Genomic DNA, 23,914 nt, shown 5'->3' with positions numbered 1-23,914 from the left:
GGAATTACTGGAGGCCCATGGCCACAAATTGCTTCCATTGCCACCCTACAGTCCAGACTTTAATCCAATTGAGCAAGCCTTTGCTGTTCTGAAAAAGCGCCGAGAGTTTGCTCAACCCCCACCATCAATTGAAGACTTATTGATGTGTGATTTTGGTTTCACCTGACTATATAAGGGTCAAATTTTGGGTGCCACCCATCAATGGGAAGGTAAACGGATAGAAGGGTAAGGCTAGGTTTTAATCGTTATATGGGTAATTTCACTGGGGGCCAATACCCGTAAAGGGGGCCCCCAATAGCCTGTACCTCGGCTGACATAAATCTGTTGCCCTGGTTTATGAGTATGCAGCCCAGCCAAATAGGGTTGTGCCAGCTTGACCAACATGCCAAAGGGAAAAATCTGTCCACCATGGGTATGGCCACTGAGCATAAGATCACATCGCTGATGGCTAAATTCTTCAATGGCTTTGGGTTGATGGGCCAGAACAATGACAGGTTTGCTGGTATCGACACCGTGGTAGGCTTGTGGCAGGTTTGGGGGGTGTAAGTTCCACCGTTTGCCAAAGAGATCACTTATCCCCACCAGATAAAACCCCTCTTTTTGTAGGCTGTTGTGATTATTGAGCGGCACTATATCTAGAGTCTGCAAATGGTCCAAAACATCATTTACCCTATGAAAGTATTCATGATTTCCGGTGACAAAATAGGTGGGTGCCTGAATATTCTTAAGGGGTGCTAAATCTTGGGTAATCACGGAAGGGTGCTGGTCAACCAAGTCGCCTGTTATGACCACCAGGTTTGGTTTTAAGGCATTGGTTCGGTTAACCAGATCTTCTATAAAATCTCGTTTAATCGTTCGCCCTATATGGACATCAGTAAGCTGTACGATGGTGTAGTTCTGTACGGGAAAATCTGGAATGTGAACCTGCACCTTTTTTACTTTTGGTGCTGTACTGCCTTGCCAAAAGCCCTGCAAAAGATAGGAAGATGCCCCAATGAGCATGGCAAAATCTAATAGCCGTTTTAGGCTGTTCCTCCGATGGTGGCTAAAAGGTATGCGGTGGGCGGTGGTCTGCAGTACATCGTAAAGAATGGCGACGATAAACAGCATAAAACTGATTCCAACAAAGCTACTTAAGCCTTGGGTAAGTAACTTTGATGTTGGTAAAAGATCTAAAAATCGATCACCAAAATAGAGCATTTCCCCCAGGGTCAGCGTGAAGAAAACAACAAACCCAAAGCGTTGGGCACGTGGGCCGACTTTGCAGAAAAAACGACGGTAACTATAGAAGTTAATAAGTGTTAGACAGGTTAGAATGATCAGAACAAAGCGCAACTGTGCTCTCCACGTTGTTAAAGCAAGGGGTGGGGGTATTGTGTTGGATTAGGTGAGAGGGTTCAATGTTCCTAACGTGAGAAAAAGTAGAGAGTAGAGTGTGGTTGGGGAGGGAGAGGGATAAGCTTTTTTATAGTCTGGAGGCTAGCACCGAGGCGTTGTTGGTTCTCAGCTCGGCTAAGTACTTCAAATCTTGCTTAGTGTCGGATATCTGGGGATCCAGACATAATCTGTTAAGGATAAGTCTTAACCGCTTGCGTGTACTTGTTACCATTCCAGCTTAGGTGTGATTTCTCCAACCCATTACAGGATGCGAAAGAAAGAGGGTTGGTCTAAACCTGAGCCAACTGTAACAGGATTACCGTAGCGCGTCTGACCATATTTTCCATGATGTTGAAACCCCTTGAACAGAGCTGAAATGATCGTTTTCCTTCGTTGATATTTAGTTAGGGTCTCTCACCCCTTGCAAAAAATCACAAAAAAAGCCCCGATCTAAAAAGGATCAGGGCTTTTATCCATCGTATAACGCTCTTGGGTGTATGGTGTATCAGTTACCCCAAGGCATAAAGCGGTTCATGAAGCTCATAGGGCGGGCGGCCCCCCCTACATCATACCCTAAGCGGGCCATGTTGTTGGTCATGATATGCATAGAGGAGCTCATCGCCGCAACATTCGCTGAAATAGGCTCCAGTGTGTTGAGTTTTACGGACATATCTACCACCGCAACACTCATCACATCCACACGAGAGGCCATTAAAGTCACGTTTTCAGACATGGTTTCCATATTCTCAGACATGCTTTGCATATCTACCGACATGGTTTCCATATTGTCACTGATGTACTCCAAATGGGTACTCATGACCTCCATATTATCCGATAGGCTTTTAATATTGGCTGTCAGTGAGCCCATATTCATGCCCATTTTTGGATCTATGGAGGAGGCCATAGAACGCATATCTTGGGTCAAGCTAAAGATTAGAAAAAAGCCGTACATGGCTAAAATGATAAAAGCAAACAGGGAGGGATAAACAATAAGCTCCCAACGTTTGGCACTTTTATCAAAGCTTTTGGCAAACTGATTGAGCACAGTTGCAGAGCAGTTGGTACACTCTGAATGGTTACCCACAGGAAAGATGGAGGGCAAACCACGAGGAGGCTCAGCACCTTGGCTTGCCAACTTCTCCTCTTTGCTCTTCTCCGATCCACCTTTGAAACTTTTCATAAAAATCTCCTGCCCAGACCAGTGAACTCACATCTTAGTGTGACCCGTGGTTCTCTCATTATGATGTACCTAACAGCCGGTACCTTTGGAACCTTAATTGGGATAGCGTTCTGATATCAGTAAAAGTGAATATTAGTTTACCCTGTTTTACACAATTTTGCGTTTCTTTTTCTTATGCTAAGGCTTTTTCAAGCCGTAGCCAGCGGGTTGCTACGCGCTAAAGTTTGCTATTAGAGACACTGTTCATAGGGTTTTACCCTAACAATGCACGTCCCTACCACATAAGAGAGCGCTATGTCAGCCCTCACTTTTAAGCATATTCAGGTTCTGCAACCTCATGAATCAAACCGTTCCATAAGGGTCTCAGTACGCTTATAAACATGCAACAAACGCTGTATTCCACGTGATCTGCTGGCGCTCTTTTGTTTGAGACCACCCCGCGTGTCTATTTAAGGCCCGTTACCCAATGGCCTAAATCTCTGTGCAAATAGGCGAATGTCATGGCAATGCCGTGATCATTTTAGGCGGTTTTACGCTTTTTTTTCCCGCCTTTGGTGGCTTTTTTCTTTTTTTCGCTGCTTGCAGCCAGTTCTGGATAGAGTAGTTTGGCCAGGGCGTAGAACTCATCGGTTGCTTTACTGCGTTTTGAGAGTTCAAAAACCGCCATGCCTTCACTAAAAGAGCGGCGATATGCGGTGCGTTGACCAATACGACAATCCAAAACCTGTATGTCTGGAAGCATATGTAGGGCTTCCTCGGTTTCATCACTCTCTTTAAGCCCGGGGTGTGTATCCGCCCGGTTCACAAAGAGTAAGACCTGGGGCGGTGTTTCTACCCGCATGGTGGCTTCTTTCACCATATTCAGAAACCGCTGGGTCGACCAAACATCCGCTTGGCTGGGTGGAACGGGAACAAGAATGCGCTGAGCGGAGGCTATGGCTTGACGCATGGCCCAAAGATTTGAAGCCCCCACATCGACCAAAATTTCATCATCCGCATGTTCCCGAAATACCTTACCAGGATCACTATCAGGGCGGTAAATGGTTAAGTCTGGATCGCCACTCTCTTCACGACGCACTTCGTTCACGTCGCTCAGCGTTGCTTGAGGATCCAGGTCAAAAGCCACCACACTTTGGTTTAGCCGCGCCAGCCAGATGGCGAGGTTAAAGGTGATGGTGCTTTTGCCGCAGCCCCCTTTGAGGTTGCCTATGACGGTAATCATGGTTTTAGTCCACTTCCGTCCCGATGCTACGTGTGGTTAATGAAATTGAGTTGCCGTAGTGTCCGCCCTATAAAGCGGCACTACTATAGCATCGGGCTATAGGGGATGGCAGGGAACACGTAACGGTTCGCGCTGCGCTAATCAAAAAAAGAATCTAGAGTTGTAAGATCAACCCGGTGACGGCCTTTGCCGCTGGTCATTGTAGAGCTATTTTGGGTATACATTCAAAAAAGGATGTATGACCCCGTCCATCGAACGGTTAGCAGTGTGGTACAAACAAGCCTGCCCTACCCAAATAAGGGTATACCTAACCGATAGATGTAAAAAAAGGGCGGCAAAGCCACCCTTTTTCTTGAAGAGGTAGGCTGGGCACAAGGCCCAGCCAAAGCCTCTATCAAGTCACCCTTACAGGTGTTCCATGCGCTAATTACTTAGCTGCAGGAGCAGCAGGGGCCTTAGGTGCGGCCCAAGGAGCACCATAAGGAGCTACTGGAGCTGCAGGGTAGCCGTAAGGAGCATAGCCGTAAGGAGCATAGCCATTGTAGCCGTTGTAGCCGTTGTAGCCGTAGCCGTTGTACATGTTGGAGTTGCCAGTAGCATTACCAGACATGTTGAAACCGAAGTTACCGGAACCAGTGCCATTACCAACACCATTACCGAAACCGTTGCCTAAACCGTTGCCATTACCCCAGCCTGGGCCGTTCCAAGGACCACCCCAGTTATTGCCCCACCATGCGTCAGCTTGGGAAGCGGAAACCATAACGGCACCACCCATCAGGGCGGCAATAGCGAGAACGCTCAGCTTTTTCATTGTCAAACTCCTAAAAGGTCAAAGTGTGTGTGTTTCTACTAAACAATCAGAACGTTCGATACGTTCGTACTTACTCTGGCAGTGAGATAACTCTTACCACCATCTAGGTGCACCACCCCAAGGTGTGCCCCAACCGGGACCGTTCCAAGGTGTACCGCCCCAACCAGGACCACCAACACCAGGTCCGCCCCAGCTATTCCAAGGTGCGCCATATCCGCTGCCCCAACCATTGGTTAGTGCGGAAAAGTCACCACTGATATTCAGGTTAAAACGACCATCACCGATGCCGTTACCCCAGCCATTACCATTACCCCAACCGTTGTTGCCCCAACCGTTGTTGTTGCCCCAACCAGGACCATTCCAGGGAGAACCCCATCCACCAGGACCACCCCAAAAAGCATCAGCTTCGGAAGAAGCCATCACACCGGCCGTTCCAAGAAGTGCGGCGAGCATTAAAATTTTGGCTGTCTTCTTCATGATTAATCTCCTTAACACCTACAGTCCGTTCACATCCTAAAGCTCTTTGCTTTCTCGCCCTGACTGCAGGTGAGTGAGCCTTCGATTCCCCGACGTTGTCGGTGGTTATATGGTTGATCATTTCTGTGACATTTTGATGACAAAAAATGATCTTTTACCCTTTTTACGATTCTGTTACTACCGCTACACATCTGTTCAAAAGTCTTGATAGAACATATGTTTGTCGGTTAGTTGTTACATTCCAGATAACCCTCTTTAGACGGGTTAACAGAATGTGACCAGAAACTACCAGGGTCTTGTGTTGCCGATAGGATTTCCCCATCCTCTATGGTTCCAGAGTCCACCATCCCAGGCATCTCGCCAGGGGCTTTGGTTGGTGGTCCAGCCCTGTGCTGGATCCAGCCACATGCCAGGGGTTATACCCTGACCGTCGCCACCAGGCCAAGAACCAGGACCGCCATGACCGGAAGTGGCCTGATCATCCCAGGGTGACGCACCATAAGGTGTGTGACCTTGAAGATGATCTGGAACAATCCGATCGGGTGTCCAGCGTCCATAAGGATCATTCCATCCTTGATCCCATCCCCGGTCCGGGGTGTTCCAATCTGTCCCTCCACCCGATGGTGGCCAGGGATACCACTGTTGAGCCTCTGGGGGTGGCGCGCCATATTGGGTCACACCCCAAGGGTCATAATGTCTCTGCCGAACCCTTGGTAAGCGTCGGTTGGTGGAAGGTGCAGGTTCTGAAAATCTGCGATCTTCTTGCCACGCACGACTCTCCATCGATGGGCTAGGGCGATCCTTATAGCGTCGGCGTTGATCTTGATAACGCCGGTCCTGCTGTTCACGCTCATACCGGGGGGCCTGATATCGGGGCCGCGCTTCTCGGTAGCGAGGTTGTTCGGATGTTCCGCCCTGGCCAAGCTCTCGGCTAAAGCCACGCATAAACTGTCCAAACTGCTTGCCCAGGTAACCGGCTCCATCTTGCATCTGTTGAGCCGTTCGATCCTCCTGAGCCAGCACAGGATTGGTCAGTAACATTCCCAATCCCAGTAGCACATACCCTATCCTGTTTCGACAAGGAGAGCGGGCGACTAAAGGTTTTTTCGAAAAGCCGTTTCGTAAAACACGCACCATGCTCATGTTGTGTATGTTTTTTCGGAAACCGTATCGGGTTTTCATCTGCCAAGGCCTCACACACTGGTCGGCCATGAATGTGATCTGTGGTCTCGATCGTTGTGACATAAATGAAACAAGTTACTGAGAGTTGGTCACAAATCAAATATCATGGTTTTCTAATATACGGACTCATCCTGAAAATACAAATAAAAAATTTTGATTCTTGACATTTTTTTCTATCAAGTTACTGAGCTGTCATAGACGGCTTTTCTTCCATTTTACGATATTCTTTTGGAATTTCAAAAAGATCATGTGCGGGTTCGATGAGCTTTAGATGACGCATGGAGACGGTTGTTCCATCGGCATAACGTTCCCGAATAGGGAGTTTTAGCTGTTCATCTATCCATAAAACAGCATATGTTTCGATGCGGTTGTTACGCTTGTGTTGTATTTTCCAGCGTTTTGTCACACGACCAGAGACCATCTCTTCACGCATTTGCACACATTGAAACTGTTGTGTCTGTTGGCAGAGAGAGCCTTTTTCATGGGGTAGGGGGGGGCGTAGGGGGCCAGACGCCGCTTGTTCGATATAGCGGCGGGTATTAGGAAAGAGTAACCACTGTTTTTGCAGGTCTGTACGGATAATTAAAACCACAGGCTGCCCATCACGGACAGCCTCGGTACGAAGGCCCAAAGTGCTAAAAAGCATGCGGCCCTGATCCACTTTTTTGGAACCAGGCAGGCTACGGTTAACCTGTGCACTAAAAGGGTGCCCAGGCAGGTAGATAGAGGGTTGGGCGGTTACATGTGCGGTGGGCCACACGCATAACAGCAGTGCCAACAGCCCAAATTTAAACCAGTGATCGGGTTTCATACCATCTTCCAACCCAGTGGATTTAGGAATCAACGAAAACTGCCTTCCACATTGGGCGTGGCCCAAGGGTCATAAGAAGGGCGGGACTCTCCATAAGAATCCAGACTCCAGGGTGAAAAGGGGCCTCGTTCTCGACCAAAAGTGGTATCCCAGGGATTCTGGGAAAAGCCACCATCCCAATCATGATGGCGACGGTCTCTCCAGCGACGGTCTTCATACCGATCCCGTGTCTGTCGTGAATGACGCCAGCGTTCACGTTGGTAACGGTCTTCATCCCAGCGTGAAGGACGGTTGTGATCAAAACGCTGATCGCGTTCTTCAGCTCTAGGCCGATAAACCTCTTTTTGACGTAAGGGTACTTCACCCCAGGGGCGGCGGTGATTGTAGTTCGGTGGGGTAGGGCTGTCGTAATAGCCACTGCCATAGCGGGATGACTGATCTTGGCGATTAGGCAGATGCCCCCAACTGCGACCCTGCTGGGGTTGGGTCTGGGTATATCCACGGTTGGAGCTGTCATAAGCCTCACGGGGAGGCTGATTCCAACTACTGCTGCTCTGAGCAAACACGGGTGTAGACAGGATGACGGCCATACCCAGGGATGCTGCAACGGTGAGGTGAATACGGCTAAAAACAGTCCTCATGACGATCCTCCATGTGCAGGCTCTGTCAAATTTGGCTTTTCGCACGCATGCCTTAAGGGTGTGCGCGCCATGCTTAAATTGAACAGATACCTGCCAAATGCGCTGTCTCCCCCCCACGGTTCGTCAAACGCTTATCTGTTGACCCCATTGTATTGGAGTCTTGAAGAGGGTGGGGGATTCCCCGAACCTCTCGAATAGGTGCCGGTCGATGGTTGCGAGGACCAGCTACTGCTGTTGTTACGCCCTGATCCACTCGGCCAGTTTCCTGGTAAGGTCGGGTTTGCACTGGGTACGTAACCAGATGTTCCTTGGCGATCATAGGGGCTTTGTTGGGGGGCGCCATAACCCTGTGGGGATTGTGAACGATACCCTGACCCTTGATCCGGGTAGCGATCATACCCGCCATAATTGCCCCGGTCTACCGGTTCCGATTGATGTTTGGGGTAATAACCATAGCTCGGTGGTTCCGGGCTTGGGTTATACCCGCCACGATCATTCCGGCTTTCAGGGTAGCGGTCATACCGACGTTCTGAGTAGCCCCGATCATCAAACCCTGCAGGTGGTGGGGTGTAGCGGCGCTCATCATAGCCCCGGTCATAGCCCCGTCGTGCACGATCATAGCGGTTATCTGGATAATCTAAAGGATCTTGATAGCCACGGGAACCATAATAGGAGTCACCATAGCGCCCACGCTCATAATCCCGTGAATCATCCTGGCGACGGTCACGACGTTTCTCCCCCATCCAACGATCTGGGGTGAAACGATCCATCCAGTTATCCCGATCCCGGCGATCCCGACCCCGATCCCGATCCTTATCAAACATCTCACCAGGATTGAAATCATCCATCATGCGATCCATGGGGTTGTTCATCCCAAAGCCACCGGGCATACCACCAGGCATTCCACCAAAGCCACCGGGCATACCACCAGGCATTCCACCCCAACTATATCGCCATGGATTACCACCAAAGTCACCCCAATCCATGGCGTGTGCGCCCACAGAGAATGTGGCGACGCCGACCCCTAAAGCAAGGCCAAGTAGCCTGCTGCGGTAGGTGTGACCTTGATGCACTCTGAATACCCTAACAACGGCCAACATGGGCGGCTCCTGATCAGGTTTTCAGGCGGATGCCGCGGCGCTTGCCACGACCACCACCACGGGTGGTTTCGGTGTTTTCGTCATCTCCAGAAGCCTCAGGCTTAACAGGTTCTGGAATGGCGACATTATCTTGAGCTTCCAGATCTGCTTGTGTCTTCTGTTCTTCAGCCTTTTTCTGAGCGGCGGTTTTACGTGGTGCACGCTTTTTAGGCTCTGGCTTGCTCTCAGTTTTCTCTGCGGCGACCTCTGCTTCGGGTTTGGCCGCGGTCTTACGGGTAACCGTTGCCCGTTTACGGGTTGGTTTAGGCTTCTCTTCCCCCGTAGCGTCCGCCTTGGTTGCGGTGGTTTTACGGGTCGCGGTTACACGCTTTTTGGGCGCTGCTTTGGTGGTCGTTTCCTTTTTGGCCGCTGGGGCTGACTTTTTCGCCACAACCCGTTTGCGCGGAGCTGGCTTTTTAGCCGCAGGCGCTTCAGCTTCTGTCTTCTCTTCCGCAGTTTCGGTCTTAGCTTCTACCTCAGCCGGGGGCTCTTCAGCTACGGGCTCAGGTGTTTTGGCTTCCGCGGTAGCAGCCTTCTCCTGTGGTGCCGCTTTCTCAGCAGTGGTCTGAGCTTCAGACGCTGCAGGGGGGCTCATGGGGGTGTGGGGTAGCGGGGCCGGTTCAAATTGCGCCGGTACCAGATCAGCCTCTGGACGTTTAAAGGCCCAGGATGCACTCACACAACCCAAGGGGATAACCACCAAGGTCAGTACGGTTGAGACCAATGCACCCGCCAGCAAGGAGATGGCCATACCCTGGAAGATATAGTCACTCAAGATCACACTGGAACCCGCGACCAGGGCCAATGCCGTAATGACGATCGGACGGGTCCGGGCTTTACAGGAGAGGATCACAGCATCCTGAACGGAAGTACCTTTAAGAATCTCTTCCTGAGCAAAGTCCACCAGTAGAATGGAGTTCCGCACAATAATACCAGCCAGTGCGATAAACCCGATCATCGAAGTTGCCGTAAACTTGGCATCCATAATCCAGTGACCAGGGATAATCCCCATCAGGGTCAGAGGAATAGGCGCCATGATGATGGCAGGCAAGGTGAAGTTTTTAAACATCCCCACCACTAAGGCGTAGATAAACAGAAGGGCCACACCAAAGGCGATACCCATATCGCGGAAGGTTTCATAGGTTACGGTCCACTCACCGGTCCACTCAAAACCACTCTTGCTGTAAGTGTCTGGGGGACCAAGATAGGTGCCGGCAATCTTAACACCATCGGGAGAGGTGTAATCTTTGAGCATGCCTTCAATATCCGACATACCATAGATTGGGGCATCTAAACGACCGGTTACTTCACCTGTCACATACTCAACAGGGCGTAGGTCTTTATGATAGATGACGGGATCCTGGCTGGTCTTGACAAAGCGACCCAGTTCGCCCAACGGAATGGTACGGCCTGTGGAGGTCTGTACCGGCAGATCGGACAAGCTGGCGATTTGGGCCCGTACTTCCAAAGGTACCTGCAGGACGATAAAGGTTGGCTCCAGGACGGAACCGCGCTTGATATCCCCCAGTTTATGGCCGCCCATGGCCATGCCCAGGTTGCGATTAATGCTGTCTACAGAGATACCACGACGTACGGCTTTTTCAGTATCAACCTCAAAACGCCACACCTCATAGTCATCCTGAATGAAGGTGTCGACATCCACAATACTCTCGGAGCGTTTAAACATCTGCTCCAGATCCCGAGCTACCTGACGGCGTACCTCTGCGGTAGGTCCGGTTACTTCAGCCACAACCGACTGGAGTACAGGTGGGCCAGGAGGCATTTCAACAATCTGTACTTTACCACCCTGAGCATGGGCCATAGGGGTCAGTAGGTCACGGACCTGTACGGCGATGTCGTGTGAGGTCTTCTCACGTAAGGATTTATGGATCAACTGCACCTGAATATCAGACTGCCAGGACTCCTTACGCAGATAGTAGTGGCGAACCAAGCCGTTAAAGTTATAGGGCGAGGCGGTACCTACATAGGACTGCAGCGCCGTTACTTCAGGGACATTTTCACGAATGGTCTGGGTCAACTGCTGGGTCAGGTTGGCGGTTTTAAACAGTGCCGTACCCTCTGGCATGTTGATCACCACATTAAACTCAGGCTTGTTGTCCAATGGCAGGATCTTCACCGTCACATGGGTGGTGTAGAACATGGCACAGAAGGCAAAGAACACCACGATTAAGCCACCCAAAAAAGCCATACCTTTAAAGCGGCTTTCAATGAATTGGGGGATCAGCCAGTAGAAGAAGCGCTCCATCTTTTCGGCTTGACGGTGCTCTTTCTTGGCATGACGTTCCAGGTTGGTCATAGAGGGCTTTAAACGCTGGGCCAGCCATGGAGTGAAGATAAAGGCGGCAAACAGCGAGAAGATCATGGCCACCGAGCCCAGGGCAGGGATCGGTTCCATATAAGGACCCATCATACCCCGTACAGCACCCATGGGGATCAATGCCGCGATCACGGTAAAGGTTGCCAAAATGGTGGGATTACCCACTTCACGCACCGCATCAACGGAGATATCGGAGTCGGTTTTGCCATCCAATAGCCAACGTCGATAGATATTCTCCACCACCACGATGGCGTCATCGACCAAAATACCGATGGAGAAGATCAAGGCAAACAGGGATACCCGGTCAATGGTGTAACCCATAAGCCAAGCGGAGAAGACCGTCATCAAGATCACAACAGGGATCACGATCAATGTCACAATGGCCGGGCGCAAACCCAGGAAGAACCAGATCAAGACGGTAACGGCCATGGTGGCAATAAACAGTTTGAACAGCAGGTCGTTTACTTTTTCGTTGGCTGTCTGACCGTAGTTTCGTGTGACCGAAACATTGACGTTGGCAGGAATTAGGGTTCTCTTCAGCTCTTCTACTTTGGCCAAAAGACCGTTGGCAACGGTGACACCATTGGACCCTTTTTTCTTGGCGATATAGATGGTCACCGCAGAGGCACCATTGGCCTCAGGCAGGCCCTCTGCTTTAGAGGTGCCTGTGTAGTAATTGACCAGCTGTTTGGTCTCTGCTGGGCCGCTGAAAACACGCGCAACGTCACTAATATAAACAGGGACATTTTGACGGGTACCAACCACCAGACGTTTAATATCTTCAGCACTCTTTAAAAAAGAGCCGGTATAAACGCGGTAACCTGTATCACCAGACTCAGAAGATCCAACCTCTTTTTCACTGTTGGCGGAGCTGATGGTCTGGGCAATTTGATCCAGGCTGATATGGTGACCAGAGAGACGCTCAGGATAAACCTCAACCCGGATCTGCTCACTACGGCCGCCGATCACACCACCCTGGCTGGTATCAGGAACTTCATTAAGCTGCTGCAGCATATCCATGGCCAGAATACGCAGATAGGCATCATCAACCTGTTCAGACCATAGGGTTAATGCGACGATGGGTACATCGTCCACAGCACGAGGTTTGACCAGCGGTTGTGGCACACCAGGAGGAATTTTATCCATATTGGAGTGCAGACGGTCATAGAGCTTGACCAGGGACTCCTCCATATCCTGCCCCACATCAAACTCAACCGTAACCATGGCTTGGCCGCGCATGGACGCTGAGTAGACATGTTTTACCCCGTGCAGTTCGCTCATGATCCGCTCAAGAGGATCGGCCACCAGTGTCTCAACCTGGTCGGAAGAGGCCCCGGAGTACTGCACGAAGATATCTACCATGGGGACCGAGATCTGCGGGTCCTCCTGGCGAGGGGTGAGGATCAGTCCCATCACACCCATCGCAAGACAGGCGATCAGAAACAGCGGAGAGAGGGGCGAATGGATAAATGATTTGGCCATTCCACCGGCAATGCCCAAGGCATGGTCAGAGGAGGGGTTGGCGGTATCTTTATCGTGTCCCATTTGATCAGATTGCATCATCTTTGATCCCATAGTATCGCTGCCAATGTCCCGTATGGAAGGGGGGAGGGGGGTCTTCCCCAACCCAGCCTAACGAGACGCAAGATTGGCCTACCCGTCGACGTGGCGAACGGCCAATCCAAGCTCATACCCTGCACCAAAAGTGGTGGCAAGGTGGATATTACCCGTATTGCCCATGGATCACATGAGACACCGGGTTCAAGCGTTGGTTTTACTTCGGTACGACTACATAAAAAGGGAGTGCCGGAAACCGGTAACCACCCTTTAAAGTCAGCTGTGGTTTAGTTAACCACGGCATACTGATGGGCATTGCTCGAGAGGAAGGCCCGTTGTTCTTGTGTCCGTTGATTCGTCTTGGCCACCTTATTCTTGGGTGGTCCTATAGAGGTGCTTTAAATACACCTTCTTTTACTTGTTTCTTTTAAGTGTCCGTCTAAACGTAGGTCGTTATAAACCAACTATGCTTAAACTGAGACTTAACAGTAGGGGTGTTCGGTCTTGCATTGTTTGCGGTTCTTCAAACGGGAAAACGGCATACGGGTTGCCCCGTATGCCGTTGTATCCGTGCGCTTAGGGCGTCGCTGGTTTGCCGGAGCTGCCGGCGTTCCAGTTACTTCCTGGTCCGGGGGGGTTGATGATGATTTTCTCACCAGCCTGTAGTCCGGATAGAACTTTAACCATGTTGCCGTCCAGGGTGTTGCCACCGCGGCGGATCATGCGTAGTTCCATCTTACCGTTCATCTCGACATAGACAGAAGGTAAACTTCCGCGCCAAATGATGGCACTGACCGGAATAACCGGAATTTGCTCACCAGGGTTGGTCACATCAGGAATCATCACTTCCGCATACATGCCCGGTCCGCCAGGTACATGGCTTGGCAGGTCCAGCTTAACGGTGACGGTGTGGCGCTGGGGGTCTGCCATGGGGAAGACCTGAGCCACGCGGGTCTCAATCAAGGTGCCACCAACATCCAGGCGGGCTGGAATGCTCATGCCAGGTTTGATGCCAGGCATCAGACGGGCGGGGACATCCACCTTGATTTGAAGGTGACGGATATTGGCAAATTGAAGAAGCGGCATACCCGGTTGAACCGTATCCCCAACCTCCACGTGCTTTTGCACAATGGTACCATTAAATGGGGCAATGGTTCGGGTGTCCCGTAGCTTGGCGTCCAGTTCTTGAAGAGCTGCCTGCGCCTGCATCATCTGAGCACGTGCTTGATCAATGCGGGTGCCGGAGTCCCAAATCTGGGCACGACGGGTAACCTCGGAGTTGTCCGCACCGACCATGTCCGAGAAGGGACGCGTCATGTAGCGGTCAAACATTTTGGGAATGGCCATGCCGGAATTTTCCGACTCCATACGCGACCCAGAGTAGACCTCACGGGTATATTGCACACGGGAGTTGCGGAAAGACGCTTTGGCTTTAAGATACTGAGCATAGGCTGCACGGCGCTTAGCCAACAAATCATCTTCATCCAGGGCCACCAATACGGTGTCCTTTTCAAAAGACTTGCCTTCCACGCCAGCAATAAACTCCACTCGACCAGGCATCTGTGCCGAGAAGGAGACCTCCTTGAGGGGGACCACAGTACCACCAAGCATGGTATGTGCACCACTTTGAGCCGTCCCAACCACCACGGTTTTGTACGTACCTGCATGCATTGGTGCAGCAGCCAGTACAGTGGGGGCGGAAAGCATCCAGCACCCGAGAAGCGCGGCCGGAAGGGTCATGGGCAGATGCTTTTTCATCGACATGAGCCTCATCCTTAATAATAGGTCTAAGTATACGCCTCCTGCGTATACCTATTAGCGCTCCCGGATATGTTCTTTTTTTATCGTTATTGTACTGCCATTAATCTATTCATCGGACGAATGATGCATAGACTTTACAGTAAAGTGCATGAAGATGGGTCAAAGTCTCTCGATTGCATTTCTTTTATAGATAAGCAACCAGTAAAACGTTTGAAACTGCCCATTTGTTTCATGCTTGCATGAATAGAACAGAAGGATGACGGCCCTCTTTAACTATTCATGGTGCGGATCGCCTGGATCCAGGGGGTAGGGTAAAGTTTTTGGTCGCAGGCTTTGGCCTGTCTAAACATAAAAAATTTACCTTACCCATCCTGGCGATGATGGCACCCTGACTAGCCGGTCAGGGTGCCATACATGCACACAGGTGCAGTGAAGTGTGGGGTTATACCCGACCCATCACTGTAAAGCTCTTAATAAACGGACCAGCCATACGGGGGTCCTTGATCATGGCGCCATAGTCACCCACGTTGAACTTCAACTTGCGGGAGGTGTAGGCCATACCCAGACCCATGGTGCCCAGGCCTTTTTTGATCCATTTTTCCCAGCTTGCTTCGCCAGCACGCAGGTCCCAATTGATCTCTTGACCATTAAAAGCTGCGCCAGAAACGGCCTGGCCGTTCTCGACAACCAATACGCCACGGGGGGCGTCATCACCATCAATGCCGTAAGCAATGGTGGAGGTGAAACCAATTTTTTCTAATGCAGCAGCCAGTTCAGGCTCTTTGTTCCACTCTTCAGCAAAGCGTTGCATCCACTCTTCAGAAAACAGATCAGCCATGTTCAACACCTTATGTTTGGGTTTCGAAACGGTTAACCGTGGGTGAGTGAGCTGTTTGTTCATAAAAAGCTCTATTGTGGTCATTCAGCCAGCCATGCCGTCACCACAAAAAATACCACCCATCAAAGGCCAACAGTATACTCAAAAGTTCCGAAACCGCCAGCTTTTCACGCGCTGTTTTCGAAAAACATGAGCCGCCTTGCCGAGACGTGATCAATATTTCAAAACATAACAAGAAAAGTGTGACATACATCAATCCATAACATTAGATGATTCTAATATTAGAAATCAATGAAAAACGCCCAAAGCCTGTGTGACGCACAGTCGTAGGGCCTGAGTTATGGTTATCGGCGTGTGGGGGAAGGACTTAACCAAACAAAGCGCTAAAGTTTCTGAAAAGGTGCTAAATACACCATTTCTAAGTATAAAATTATCTATATCCAGGGTGTTTTAGGTAAAAGAAAAGCGGGATATCTTCGTAGATATCCCGCTTATACAGCAAAAGGTCGCTTCTTTTAAGCAGGTATTAATCCAGCAGGCACCCCTTCAACACCCCCACCACACACTTTGCTTAGGGCGCTGCTGACCCCAAACAGAGCCTCTTCCAAATTGGGGTGGTAGTAGGGCATCGCAGCCATTTGATGAACGGTTAAGCCCCCCTGTACCGCCCACACCAGCGTATGGGCCAAATGTTCTCCACGAGGTGAGATCAGCGTGCCGCCCAACAGATGCCCCGTCTGTTTATCGGCATAGAGCCGTACCATGCCTGCTTCAACCCCCATCACTTTGGCCCGGCTTTCGGTATGGATGGTGGCGCTGGCCATTTCGGCCCCTGCGGCCAGGGCTTCATCATAGCTCATGCCAAAAATGGCTATATTGGGGTCGGTAAAGATCACGCCCAAGTTGGTTTTGCGTTGGAAAGCCTGGGGGGATTCTCGCAGCACATTGAAACCGGCCATTTTGCCCTCTTCTGCGGCTTCATGGAAAATAACCCGGTCGTTGGTGCAATCCCCCGCAATATAGATGGGGGCCCCCTCGACTTTGGTGGTGGTGGGGTCAAACCGGGGAACGCCCCGTTGGTCCAGTTCAATACCAATGGTATCCAGACCCATATCCGCTAAGCGGGGGCGGCGACCAAGGCTGACCAGTACTTTTTCGACTTGAACATCCACATCACCGGCTTGTACCCGGATGAGGTTGTTCTCTCCTTCGGACAGTTCAGCGCCATGGCCAAGATGGATGGGGAACTGCTGGCTAAAGTGTTCCACAGCCATAGCCTTGATCTCAGGATCTTGTAGGTTGGCCACCGTATCCGCCAGATCCACCCCCGTGACCGCAACCCCCAGTGTTGACATGGCCTGTCCCAGTTCCAAGCCGATGGCTCCCAGCCCCAAAACAGCCATAGAGTTGGGCATCTCTTCTAACTGGAATAGCCCTTCACTGTCGATAATGCGGTCCCCCAAAGCTTGCCAAGGCTTGGGTATGACGGATTCAGAGCCCGTTGCCAGGATGATCGCTTGGGCTTGGATGGTTTGTCCGTTGACCTCAATGGTATCTTTGGCAATGAAACGTGCCCGACCTTGAATGAGCTTATCACCCAGGCCACCACTGACCCGTTCGCTGATCTTAGATGAGAGCATTTGGCTGATCTTACGGGCAAATCCGGTACCGGCCTGGGTGGCCATCTCTGGTGGGGATTCAATGAGCCCTTCTCGCACCATGCGTTGGGCGTTATGGTAGTCATCGGCTGTTTGAATAAGTGCCTTGGACGGCATGCAGCCTACCCGTGCACAGGTGGTGCCCAGGGGGCCTTGATCCACCAGTACAAAATTTTTGGTTTTCTGCCTGACTACACCCATGGCGTAGAGTCCTGCCGTACCGGCACCAATGATGATGACATCGACCTGCTGGCTCATTGTTCACCTCAAAACCGTATGAAAAAGTCCAATTATAAATCGTCTCTATGCAGCATAAGCTGCTGAGGGGGTACCCTAACAAACCCCAAGGGTCAAAGGTAGCGCTTTTCGTGCTCTTGTGGGGTAAGGGCCGTGAAGAGGATCGCGAGCGGATACAATGGATGCCGTGTTGGTAAAAAGTAGATTAATCGCCCTTGGGGATAAGGATAAAGCGGAGCATGCTCTGCGTTTTTTTAAGACGGGACCGGGGGGGTGCGGCAAGGGCGACCCCTTTATAGGGGGGCGTGTGGCGCATTAAGGCGTGTAGCCAGAACCTGCCGCCAGTTGCCATTAACCGCGCGCGCACATCTGCTGCATAGCCCCATACATGAGCATCGCTTTACCGCTTTGGTTGTTTTAAAGGAACAGTTTGCCCACTGTCGTACAGCAGAGGCACAGAAACAGCGGGTGGATTTTTACGTCGCGCATCTGCCCGGGGTTAACACTTGGGATTGGGTGGATCTCTGTGCCCCTATAATTTTAGGGCCTTGGGTTCGTGTACTGACAGATCAGCAAAACATGCTTATCCCATGGCGGCCTCCAACGATCTTTGGACCCGGTGGGTTGCCGTGTTGGCGACCTTGGCCATGATCAAAGGGGCAGTTTGAGGTGCTCTTGGCGCTGGCAGAACAGTCGCTCAAAGGCCCCCATGACCTTATGCACAAAGCTGTAGGTTGGATGTTGCGTGAGGCTGGTAAAGTTGACCCTGTTGTTTTAACAAAGTTTTTAGACCAGCATGCGCCATCTATGCCCTACACCATGTAGCGCTACGCCATTGAGCGGTTACGTGCAGATGAACGCAGGCACTATGGGGCACAGTAAGTCACAGGATAGCGTCGGGGGTTTTAAAAAAACAGAATCTCACCGTTATCATCCCGGCAACATACAGCGTTGGTGGAGGGTCCCATGGAGATGGTCGGTTGGTTGCCCCTGGCTTTGGGGGTGGCACTGTTTACGGCATTAAAGGACCTGCTTAATAAGCAGAGTTTGGCTCAGCTTAACCCTTGGACGGTTGCTAAGGTCCAGCACCTTACGGCATTTGTGGTGTTGCTACCATTAATTCCCTTTTTGGACGTGCCGACCATCGGTCCAGATTTTTGGTGGGCGCTGCTGGGTAGTGGCAGCATCAACGTAGTGGCCCTGTTACTCTACGTTCAGGCTCTGCAGGCCTCCGATCTTTCGTTGACCACCCCCATGCTGACCACCACCCCCATGTTTCTGCTAATTACCAGTCCGATTATTGTTGGGGAATTTCCCTCTTCAATAGGTGTGTTCGGTATATTTTTTATTGTCTTAGGGGCTTGGTTGCTCAACGTACAGCAGCGGCATATTAGTCTGTGGGCACCTTTTAAGGCGCTCTATCGACAGCGTGGTCCACGGTTGATGTTGATCATTGCCTTTGTCTGGTCGGTCAGTTCCAACTTGGATAAAGTGGGGGTGCAAAACAGCAGTCCACTGTTTTGGTTGCTTGCCCTATTTGCCTTTATCGCTTTGGGCACCTCATTGGCGGCCCATTGGTATGCACCAGCCGATGGTGTTTCATGGAGACCTCATGCGCCCATCTTATGGTTGCAGGGCGGGTTGTTTAGTGCAGCAGCGCTCTGCCAGTTCTTGGCCATTGAACTGACCTTGGTGCCTTATGTTATTGCGGTTAAACGGACCAGTGCATTAATGGCGGTGGTTTTGGGTTTGTGGTGGCTTAAGGAGCAGGGTGGGCGTGAGCGTTTAATGGGTTCTGTGGTGATGTTTGGTGGTTTTTTACTGATAACACTGGCAGAGTAGCCTGCGGCATGAATATGCTTGATCTCAATCAAGGTGATGGGCAAGATAGCACTCTAAGGTGATTTTCGTGCCTAATAGAATTGATTCATTAGCGTGATGCAGACTTATCTTTAAGGGGGAAAGAGTCTATGAATAGATCCCGTTTAGCGTGGGTGGCGGGTATTTTGTTTACCATGGCCTCGGCCACAGTGATGGCAGAAATGGCCGCTCAAATGCCACCTGGACATGCGGGTATGCAGATGCCAGCTGGGCATGCTGGTATGAATACCATGCCTGCTGCACATCCGAAGGCTGATAAAAAGGTGGATAGTACCAAAGCAGCCATTAACCACGATGAAATTCGTGCCATGGTTTCGGCGTTTCCTATCATTGAAAAGCTCTCTGTTGCCGCCAAAAAGTGTCAAGCATCGGTGAAGGATGAAAACTATGCGACACCAGCTTGTGCAGCTTTCCAAAAAGAGCATACAGCCAGTGAGCCTGCTCTAAAGGCGGCTTTAGGGCAAGTTGAGCATTTGATTGGTGGGGGGAGCGAAAGCGGGATGCTTGGCCACGCAGAGATGCATCTGCTGACCGCTTTTATGCAGCACTATCAAAAATTCAACGATCAAAAGAGTAAAATTAAGCAAGGTCAGTAACGATAACGACCTTGGTTTTAGCGGGTTTAAAAAGCGCGTACCTGTTGGGTTAAGGGTGCGCGCTTTTTTGTGCCCTATGCGGTGGTGTTTTGGTGTGCTAAACCCTGATCTTTCTCCCGAAAGCTTTTGGAAAGTAGCCTGTTTATATGTAGAATAAGATTTTCTGAAAGGGTGGCTTAACCCCTTTTTTTTACAAGGGTGTGGTTTCCCATCAAGCTGTGTGTGGAGATGCCCTAGGCATACCATGAAAAGTCTGCTTTCCATCAATCATATTTTTGGTTTATTCACGCTGGGTGGCATGCTTTTGCTGTCGCTCTTTTTTGGTGGGTTGATGCTGGGCGGGTTTAATCAGGTATTTGATCACCATGTTAAGCGTACCATGGATGCCCGCCTAACGGGCTTTGCCCGCCAGTTGAACGATTATGTCAAACTGCATGATGTTGTCCTTTCGGACCTCGCTTCCAACCCTTTGGTTGTTCAGGGCATTATGCAGCCAGAAACTGCCATGCCCAATACGGTGGACTACCTGGAACTGGTCCGTATGATGGGTGAAAAACGCCGTCTGATGCTGTATGCCTTTGATGGCCAGTTGCTGCATGATACCGCCCGCAAAAAAAAACGACCCCTACTTAACGATACCCTGGTTCAAAAGCTGTTGATGACCCGCAGCCGCCGTATTTGGCGGTTCCAGTCCCATGCTGAGCACGGTAGCTATCTATTACTGGCGGTGCCTGTGCGTTGGGGTGGGGTGCCTGAAGGGGTGCTGGCAGCTGAAATTCCACTCCAGGCGGTTCCTCTGCTCAACCGTCACCGTAGCCAGGGGGGGAAGGATGCCATTGAGCTGTTTAAGGATGGGCAGCGGATTTTTGGTGCCGAGGACAAGGTCGAAGGGCGGCAGGCCCAGCTTTATATGCCCGCTTTGGGTTTAACTTTACGTTATACCGCCAATTTGGATGAGATTGACCATGAGCGGGATCTGCTGCTAAAGCGGATTCAAATGATTGGTTTGGCGGCCCTTCTGTTGTCCGGGACAGGGGTTTTTTGGATGGGGAGAACCCTGTTTGTTCGGCCTTTGCAGCGTTTAGAAGAGCGTACCACCCGTTTGGCTGAAGGGGAGAAGCTCGAGGTCAGCGGTAGGCAGCGGCGCCGGCTGATGGTGCGTGAGCTGCAGGATCTGACCGACAAGTTTGATGTGATGGCGCAGGAGGTTGGTAGTGCCCGCAGCTCTCTGGAAGAGAAGGTCCATGAACGTACTGCGCAGTTGGAGAGAGAGCTGGATGAACGGCATAAAACAGAAAATCGCCTACGTCATGTTTTAACCCTGCAAACGGCTATTCTGGACTCAGCCAACAGCAGTATTATCTCCACCGATCGCTACGGTATTATCCAAACCTTTAATAAAGGTGCCGAGCGTATGTTGGGCTTTACCGCCGATGAAGTGGTTGGGTTGCGTACACCAGAAATTTTGCACGATACCAATGAACTGCGACAACATGCTTTTCAGTTAAGCCGAGAGTTGGACAAACGTATTGAACCTGGTGTGGATGCTCTTTTTGCCAAAGCCCGTATGGGGATGGCCGATGAGCGGGAGTGGCAGATCCTCCGTCAGGATGGCAGCCAGGTGCCGGTGTTGATTACCGTTACGCCAATCCACAATGAGAGCGGCCTGTTGGTGGGCTTTTTGGCCATTGGTACTGAAATTTCACTGCGTAAACGGCTGGAAGCGGAGTTAAAAGAGGCCAACTGGCGTCTGCAAAGAGCTTTGGACTCTGCCCAGGCGGGCACTTTTTATTATGAAGTGGCGGATGATGCGTTGGATTGGGACGAGCGCTCGTTGGAAATATTTGGTCTTACGACCGTTAGCTTTAGCCAAAACTATGAAGGCTGGGCCAAGACCCTGCTACCTGATGAATTGACCAGAGCTGGCCAGGAGTTGGAGCAGTTATTAGACAATCCTAAACAGGAGACTCTGGATCTGCACTACGCCATTACCCGGCAGAATGATGGCCAACAACGTATTATCCGGGCCCAGGGATGGATCCACCGGAATGATCAGGATAAGGCGACCCATATATCGGGATTGCATCTGGATATTACCGAGGAGATCCGTGCCCAAGAGGCACTGGAAGAGGCCCGGCGTGCAGCTGAAGAGGCCAACCAAGCCAAAAGTGACTTTTTGGCCTCTATGAGTCATGAGATACGAACCCCCATGAATGCGGTGATCGGTCTTAGTGATGTCTTGCAGGAAACCCCCCTTAACAGTGAACAAAAAGGCTATGTCGCAACGTTAAAGCGGGCCAGCCATACCTTGTTGGATTTGATCAATGCCATCTTGGACCTTTCCAAAATTGAGTCAGGCCGATTTGAGCTGATGGAGCACCCCTTTGATTTGGCAGATATGGCCCGTGGGGTGTGTGCGGTTCTACGTATACAGGCTGAACAAAAAGGGTTAACCCTGGATTTGGTGGTGGCGGAAGATCTCCCCAGTTTTGTTGTGGGGGACTCACCCCGGTTACGGCAGATCCTCATTAACCTGATCGGTAATGCCATTAAGTTTACCGAGCAGGGGCACGTCAAAGTTTCCATCATGGGTCAGGATGAAGGGCGTGCCCTGTGGTTTGGTATTGAGGATAGTGGTGTTGGTATTGCCCCGCAGCAGCTTGAGCATATTTTTGACAAATTTACCCAAGCCGACTCTTCTCTGGTCCGCCGGTTTGCGGGTTCTGGCTTGGGGCTAGCCATCTCTAAACAGTTGGTTGAGTTGATGGGAGGGGCGATTGGTGTTGAAAGCCGCTTGGGGCAGGGTAGTCTGTTTTATTTCACCATTCCCCTGCAACAAGGGGAGGCTCTATTTGATGCCGAGTTGGCTGAACCGGAAGTGATGATCCATCATCCACAACAGGATCCACTGCATCTATTGGTGGTGGAGGATTCCGCTGACAACCGTATGTTGATTCAGACCTATTTTAAAAAATATGCGTGTAATCTGACTTTTGCGGAAGATGGCCAAGAGGGTGTAGATGCCTTTGAGGGGGCTGAGTTTGACCTGATCTTTATGGATGTGCAGATGCCTCGTATGGATGGTTATACCGCCACCCGCAAAATTCGGGCAAGGGAAGCTGAACTAGGCCATCAACCCATTCCCATTCTTGCCCTGACAGCCCATGCTCTGGAGAGCGACATTAAGAAGAGTCAAGAGGCTGGCTGTAATGAGCATCTGACCAAACCAGTCAAAAAGCAGACACTCATCGCAGCCATTGAACGGCACTTGGGTCGTACCCTGGAACGGATGGCACCCTCTACGAATTGATAACCTTAGCCTGGTCCTGGCTTAAATAGCGCCACGGTAGGGGAATAAGCATGGGAACGGCTTGTTGATAACAGTGATAGGGCGCGCCATACAGGGCCAGTAGGCGGCGTTCTTCGAGCAGGGCGCCAATGATTAAGTAGAGTGTGGCGCACCCATGTAGCACCAGGGTGGCGTAGTTTTGAGGTTGGCACCATAGGTAGATCAGTGCGGTTGTATAAATGGGGTGACGTACCCAGCGATGCATGGGGCCAATGCGCAGGGGTTCCACCTCAACAGGCTGTTTGGCGCGGGCTTGCCGAACCTGAAACAAACCAACAAATCTTGCCATATCATAGGCTTTAAAAGCCCACATCATCCCCCCAATAGCCAGCAGTTGTACCCCCATCAGTGTATATTTAAGCCAGCCTTGCGGGTTGAACAGTGGGGTGTGGCTGAGCATGGTATACGCATGAACAAACAACCCCAGTGTTGTGACCACGGCGACGCCATTAAAGATGAATCGCTCAAAACCCTGTTTAGCGCCCAGTTTACGGCACCAAGCCGTTTTAAAACGGGCGTCGCTCATGCCTGAGTGTATCACGCCGAACAGTACCCAAAGCAGCAGGTGGGTCAGGGTGGGTAACAGCATGCCTTCGGGCATGGTAGGCTCCTTATGTTGTGGTGATACCGAAAAGACATGAAAAGGATTGAGGCTGAGATGTCTTATCCATAAAAGGATTATGGGGGTGTGTACACGCTATGGCTACCCTAACCGAAGGGGGGCGCCTCGCCTTGATCGATCCTCCGTTGTGGTATGGGCTTAACTTTTAAGAGGTCAGAGAGGATTGAGTGTTGTGTTGGGTGGACGTCACCCCTTTAAAGTGGCTTGCTCAACCCTAGATCCATTGGTGTTAAGGGG

Annotated in this window: 18 protein-coding genes and 1 pseudogene; 5 read left to right on the top strand and 14 right to left on the bottom strand. The window is 50.9% G+C overall.

Translation table 11 applies throughout. From position 1 onward, the window contains the following. The coding region (locus tag V5T57_RS14260; protein ID WP_332891909.1) for a transposase at window positions 1–166 on the top strand (166 nt) is incomplete at its 5' end. 65 nt (window positions 167–231) lie between these two features. Here the strand turns inward: V5T57_RS14260 and V5T57_RS14255 are convergent. From V5T57_RS14255 to V5T57_RS14195, 13 genes are all read right to left on the bottom strand, one after another. Beyond that, entirely contained in the window at window positions 232–1,335 is a 1,104-nt protein-coding gene (locus tag V5T57_RS14255) for a metallophosphoesterase (RefSeq protein ID WP_332891908.1), read from the bottom strand. A 547-nt stretch (window positions 1,336–1,882) separates the two neighbouring features. After that, window positions 1,883–2,557: a methyl-accepting chemotaxis protein gene (locus V5T57_RS14250; RefSeq protein ID WP_332891907.1), complete on the bottom strand. Its 675-nt coding sequence runs from the start codon at window positions 2,555–2,557 to the stop codon at window positions 1,883–1,885. Window positions 2,558–3,077: 520 nt separating this feature from the next. Next, window positions 3,078–3,779 carry a nucleotide-binding protein gene (locus V5T57_RS14245; RefSeq protein ID WP_332891906.1) on the bottom strand — a complete coding sequence of 234 codons (702 nt, stop codon included), beginning with the start codon at window positions 3,777–3,779 and terminating at the stop codon, window positions 3,078–3,080. Between the two features lie 427 nt (window positions 3,780–4,206). Then, on the bottom strand, window positions 4,207–4,590 hold the full coding sequence (locus V5T57_RS14240) for a sulfur globule family protein (RefSeq protein ID WP_332891905.1): 384 nt from the start codon (window positions 4,588–4,590) through the stop codon (window positions 4,207–4,209). A 93-nt stretch (window positions 4,591–4,683) separates the two neighbouring features. Further along, a complete protein-coding gene (locus V5T57_RS14235; RefSeq protein ID WP_332891904.1) occupies window positions 4,684–5,067 on the bottom strand; it encodes a hypothetical protein in 384 nt (127 codons plus the stop codon). Window positions 5,068–5,352: 285 nt separating this feature from the next. Then, window positions 5,353–6,108, bottom strand: coding sequence for a hypothetical protein (locus V5T57_RS14230; RefSeq protein ID WP_332891903.1), 756 nt, complete (start codon window positions 6,106–6,108; stop codon window positions 5,353–5,355). Window positions 6,109–6,430: 322 nt separating this feature from the next. Further along, window positions 6,431–7,060, bottom strand: a complete 630-nt coding sequence (locus tag V5T57_RS14225; RefSeq protein ID WP_332891902.1) for a hypothetical protein — start codon at window positions 7,058–7,060, stop codon at window positions 6,431–6,433. A gap of 29 nt (window positions 7,061–7,089) precedes the next feature. Further along, window positions 7,090–7,701 carry a hypothetical protein gene (locus tag V5T57_RS14220; protein ID WP_332891901.1) on the bottom strand — a complete coding sequence of 204 codons (612 nt, stop codon included), beginning with the start codon at window positions 7,699–7,701 and terminating at the stop codon, window positions 7,090–7,092. Window positions 7,702–7,832: 131 nt separating this feature from the next. Beyond that, the gene (locus tag V5T57_RS14215) at window positions 7,833–8,801 is read right to left on the bottom strand and encodes a hypothetical protein (protein WP_332891900.1); all 969 of its coding nucleotides are present in this window, start codon (window positions 8,799–8,801) and stop codon (window positions 7,833–7,835) included. A gap of 13 nt (window positions 8,802–8,814) precedes the next feature. Beyond that, window positions 8,815–12,738: an efflux RND transporter permease subunit gene (locus tag V5T57_RS14210; RefSeq protein ID WP_442918218.1), complete on the bottom strand. Its 3,924-nt coding sequence runs from the start codon at window positions 12,736–12,738 to the stop codon at window positions 8,815–8,817. Between the two features lie 573 nt (window positions 12,739–13,311). Next, the gene (locus tag V5T57_RS14205) at window positions 13,312–14,499 is read right to left on the bottom strand and encodes an efflux RND transporter periplasmic adaptor subunit (RefSeq protein WP_332891898.1); all 1,188 of its coding nucleotides are present in this window, start codon (window positions 14,497–14,499) and stop codon (window positions 13,312–13,314) included. Between the two features lie 439 nt (window positions 14,500–14,938). Then, a complete protein-coding gene (locus V5T57_RS14200) occupies window positions 14,939–15,334 on the bottom strand; it encodes an SCP-2 sterol transfer family protein (RefSeq protein ID WP_332891897.1) in 396 nt (131 codons plus the stop codon). Between the two features lie 515 nt (window positions 15,335–15,849). Then, window positions 15,850–17,250, bottom strand: a complete 1,401-nt coding sequence (locus V5T57_RS14195; protein WP_332891896.1) for a dihydrolipoyl dehydrogenase — start codon at window positions 17,248–17,250, stop codon at window positions 15,850–15,852. 252 nt (window positions 17,251–17,502) lie between these two features. On the opposite strand from V5T57_RS14195, the pseudogene V5T57_RS20970 reads away from it, so the two are divergent. The 4 genes and pseudogenes from V5T57_RS20970 to V5T57_RS14180 all read left to right on the top strand — a co-directional run bounded on the left by V5T57_RS20970 (window position 17,503) and on the right by V5T57_RS14180 (window position 23,016). Then, window positions 17,503–18,054, top strand: a pseudogene (locus V5T57_RS20970) (DNA alkylation repair protein). Window positions 18,055–18,195: 141 nt separating this feature from the next. Further along, entirely contained in the window at window positions 18,196–19,071 is an 876-nt protein-coding gene (locus V5T57_RS14190) for an EamA family transporter (RefSeq protein WP_332891895.1), read from the top strand. A 128-nt stretch (window positions 19,072–19,199) separates the two neighbouring features. Further along, the gene (locus V5T57_RS14185) at window positions 19,200–19,706 is read left to right on the top strand and encodes a hypothetical protein (RefSeq protein ID WP_332891894.1); all 507 of its coding nucleotides are present in this window, start codon (window positions 19,200–19,202) and stop codon (window positions 19,704–19,706) included. 244 nt (window positions 19,707–19,950) lie between these two features. Then, on the top strand, window positions 19,951–23,016 hold the full coding sequence (locus tag V5T57_RS14180) for an ATP-binding protein (protein WP_332891893.1): 3,066 nt from the start codon (window positions 19,951–19,953) through the stop codon (window positions 23,014–23,016). On the opposite strand, the gene V5T57_RS14175 is transcribed toward V5T57_RS14180, so the two are convergent. After that, the gene (locus tag V5T57_RS14175) at window positions 23,006–23,656 is read right to left on the bottom strand and encodes a hypothetical protein (protein ID WP_332891892.1); all 651 of its coding nucleotides are present in this window, start codon (window positions 23,654–23,656) and stop codon (window positions 23,006–23,008) included. The genes V5T57_RS14180 and V5T57_RS14175 overlap by 11 nt on opposite strands. Between the last annotated feature and the right edge of the window lie 258 nt (window positions 23,657–23,914).

It is taken from the genome of Magnetococcus sp. PR-3 (assembly GCF_036689865.1).
Lineage (GTDB): Bacteria > Pseudomonadota > Magnetococcia > Magnetococcales > Magnetococcaceae > Magnetococcus.
Note: the sequence above shows the minus strand (reverse complement) of the source record. Positions and strands in the feature narration are given on the sequence as shown.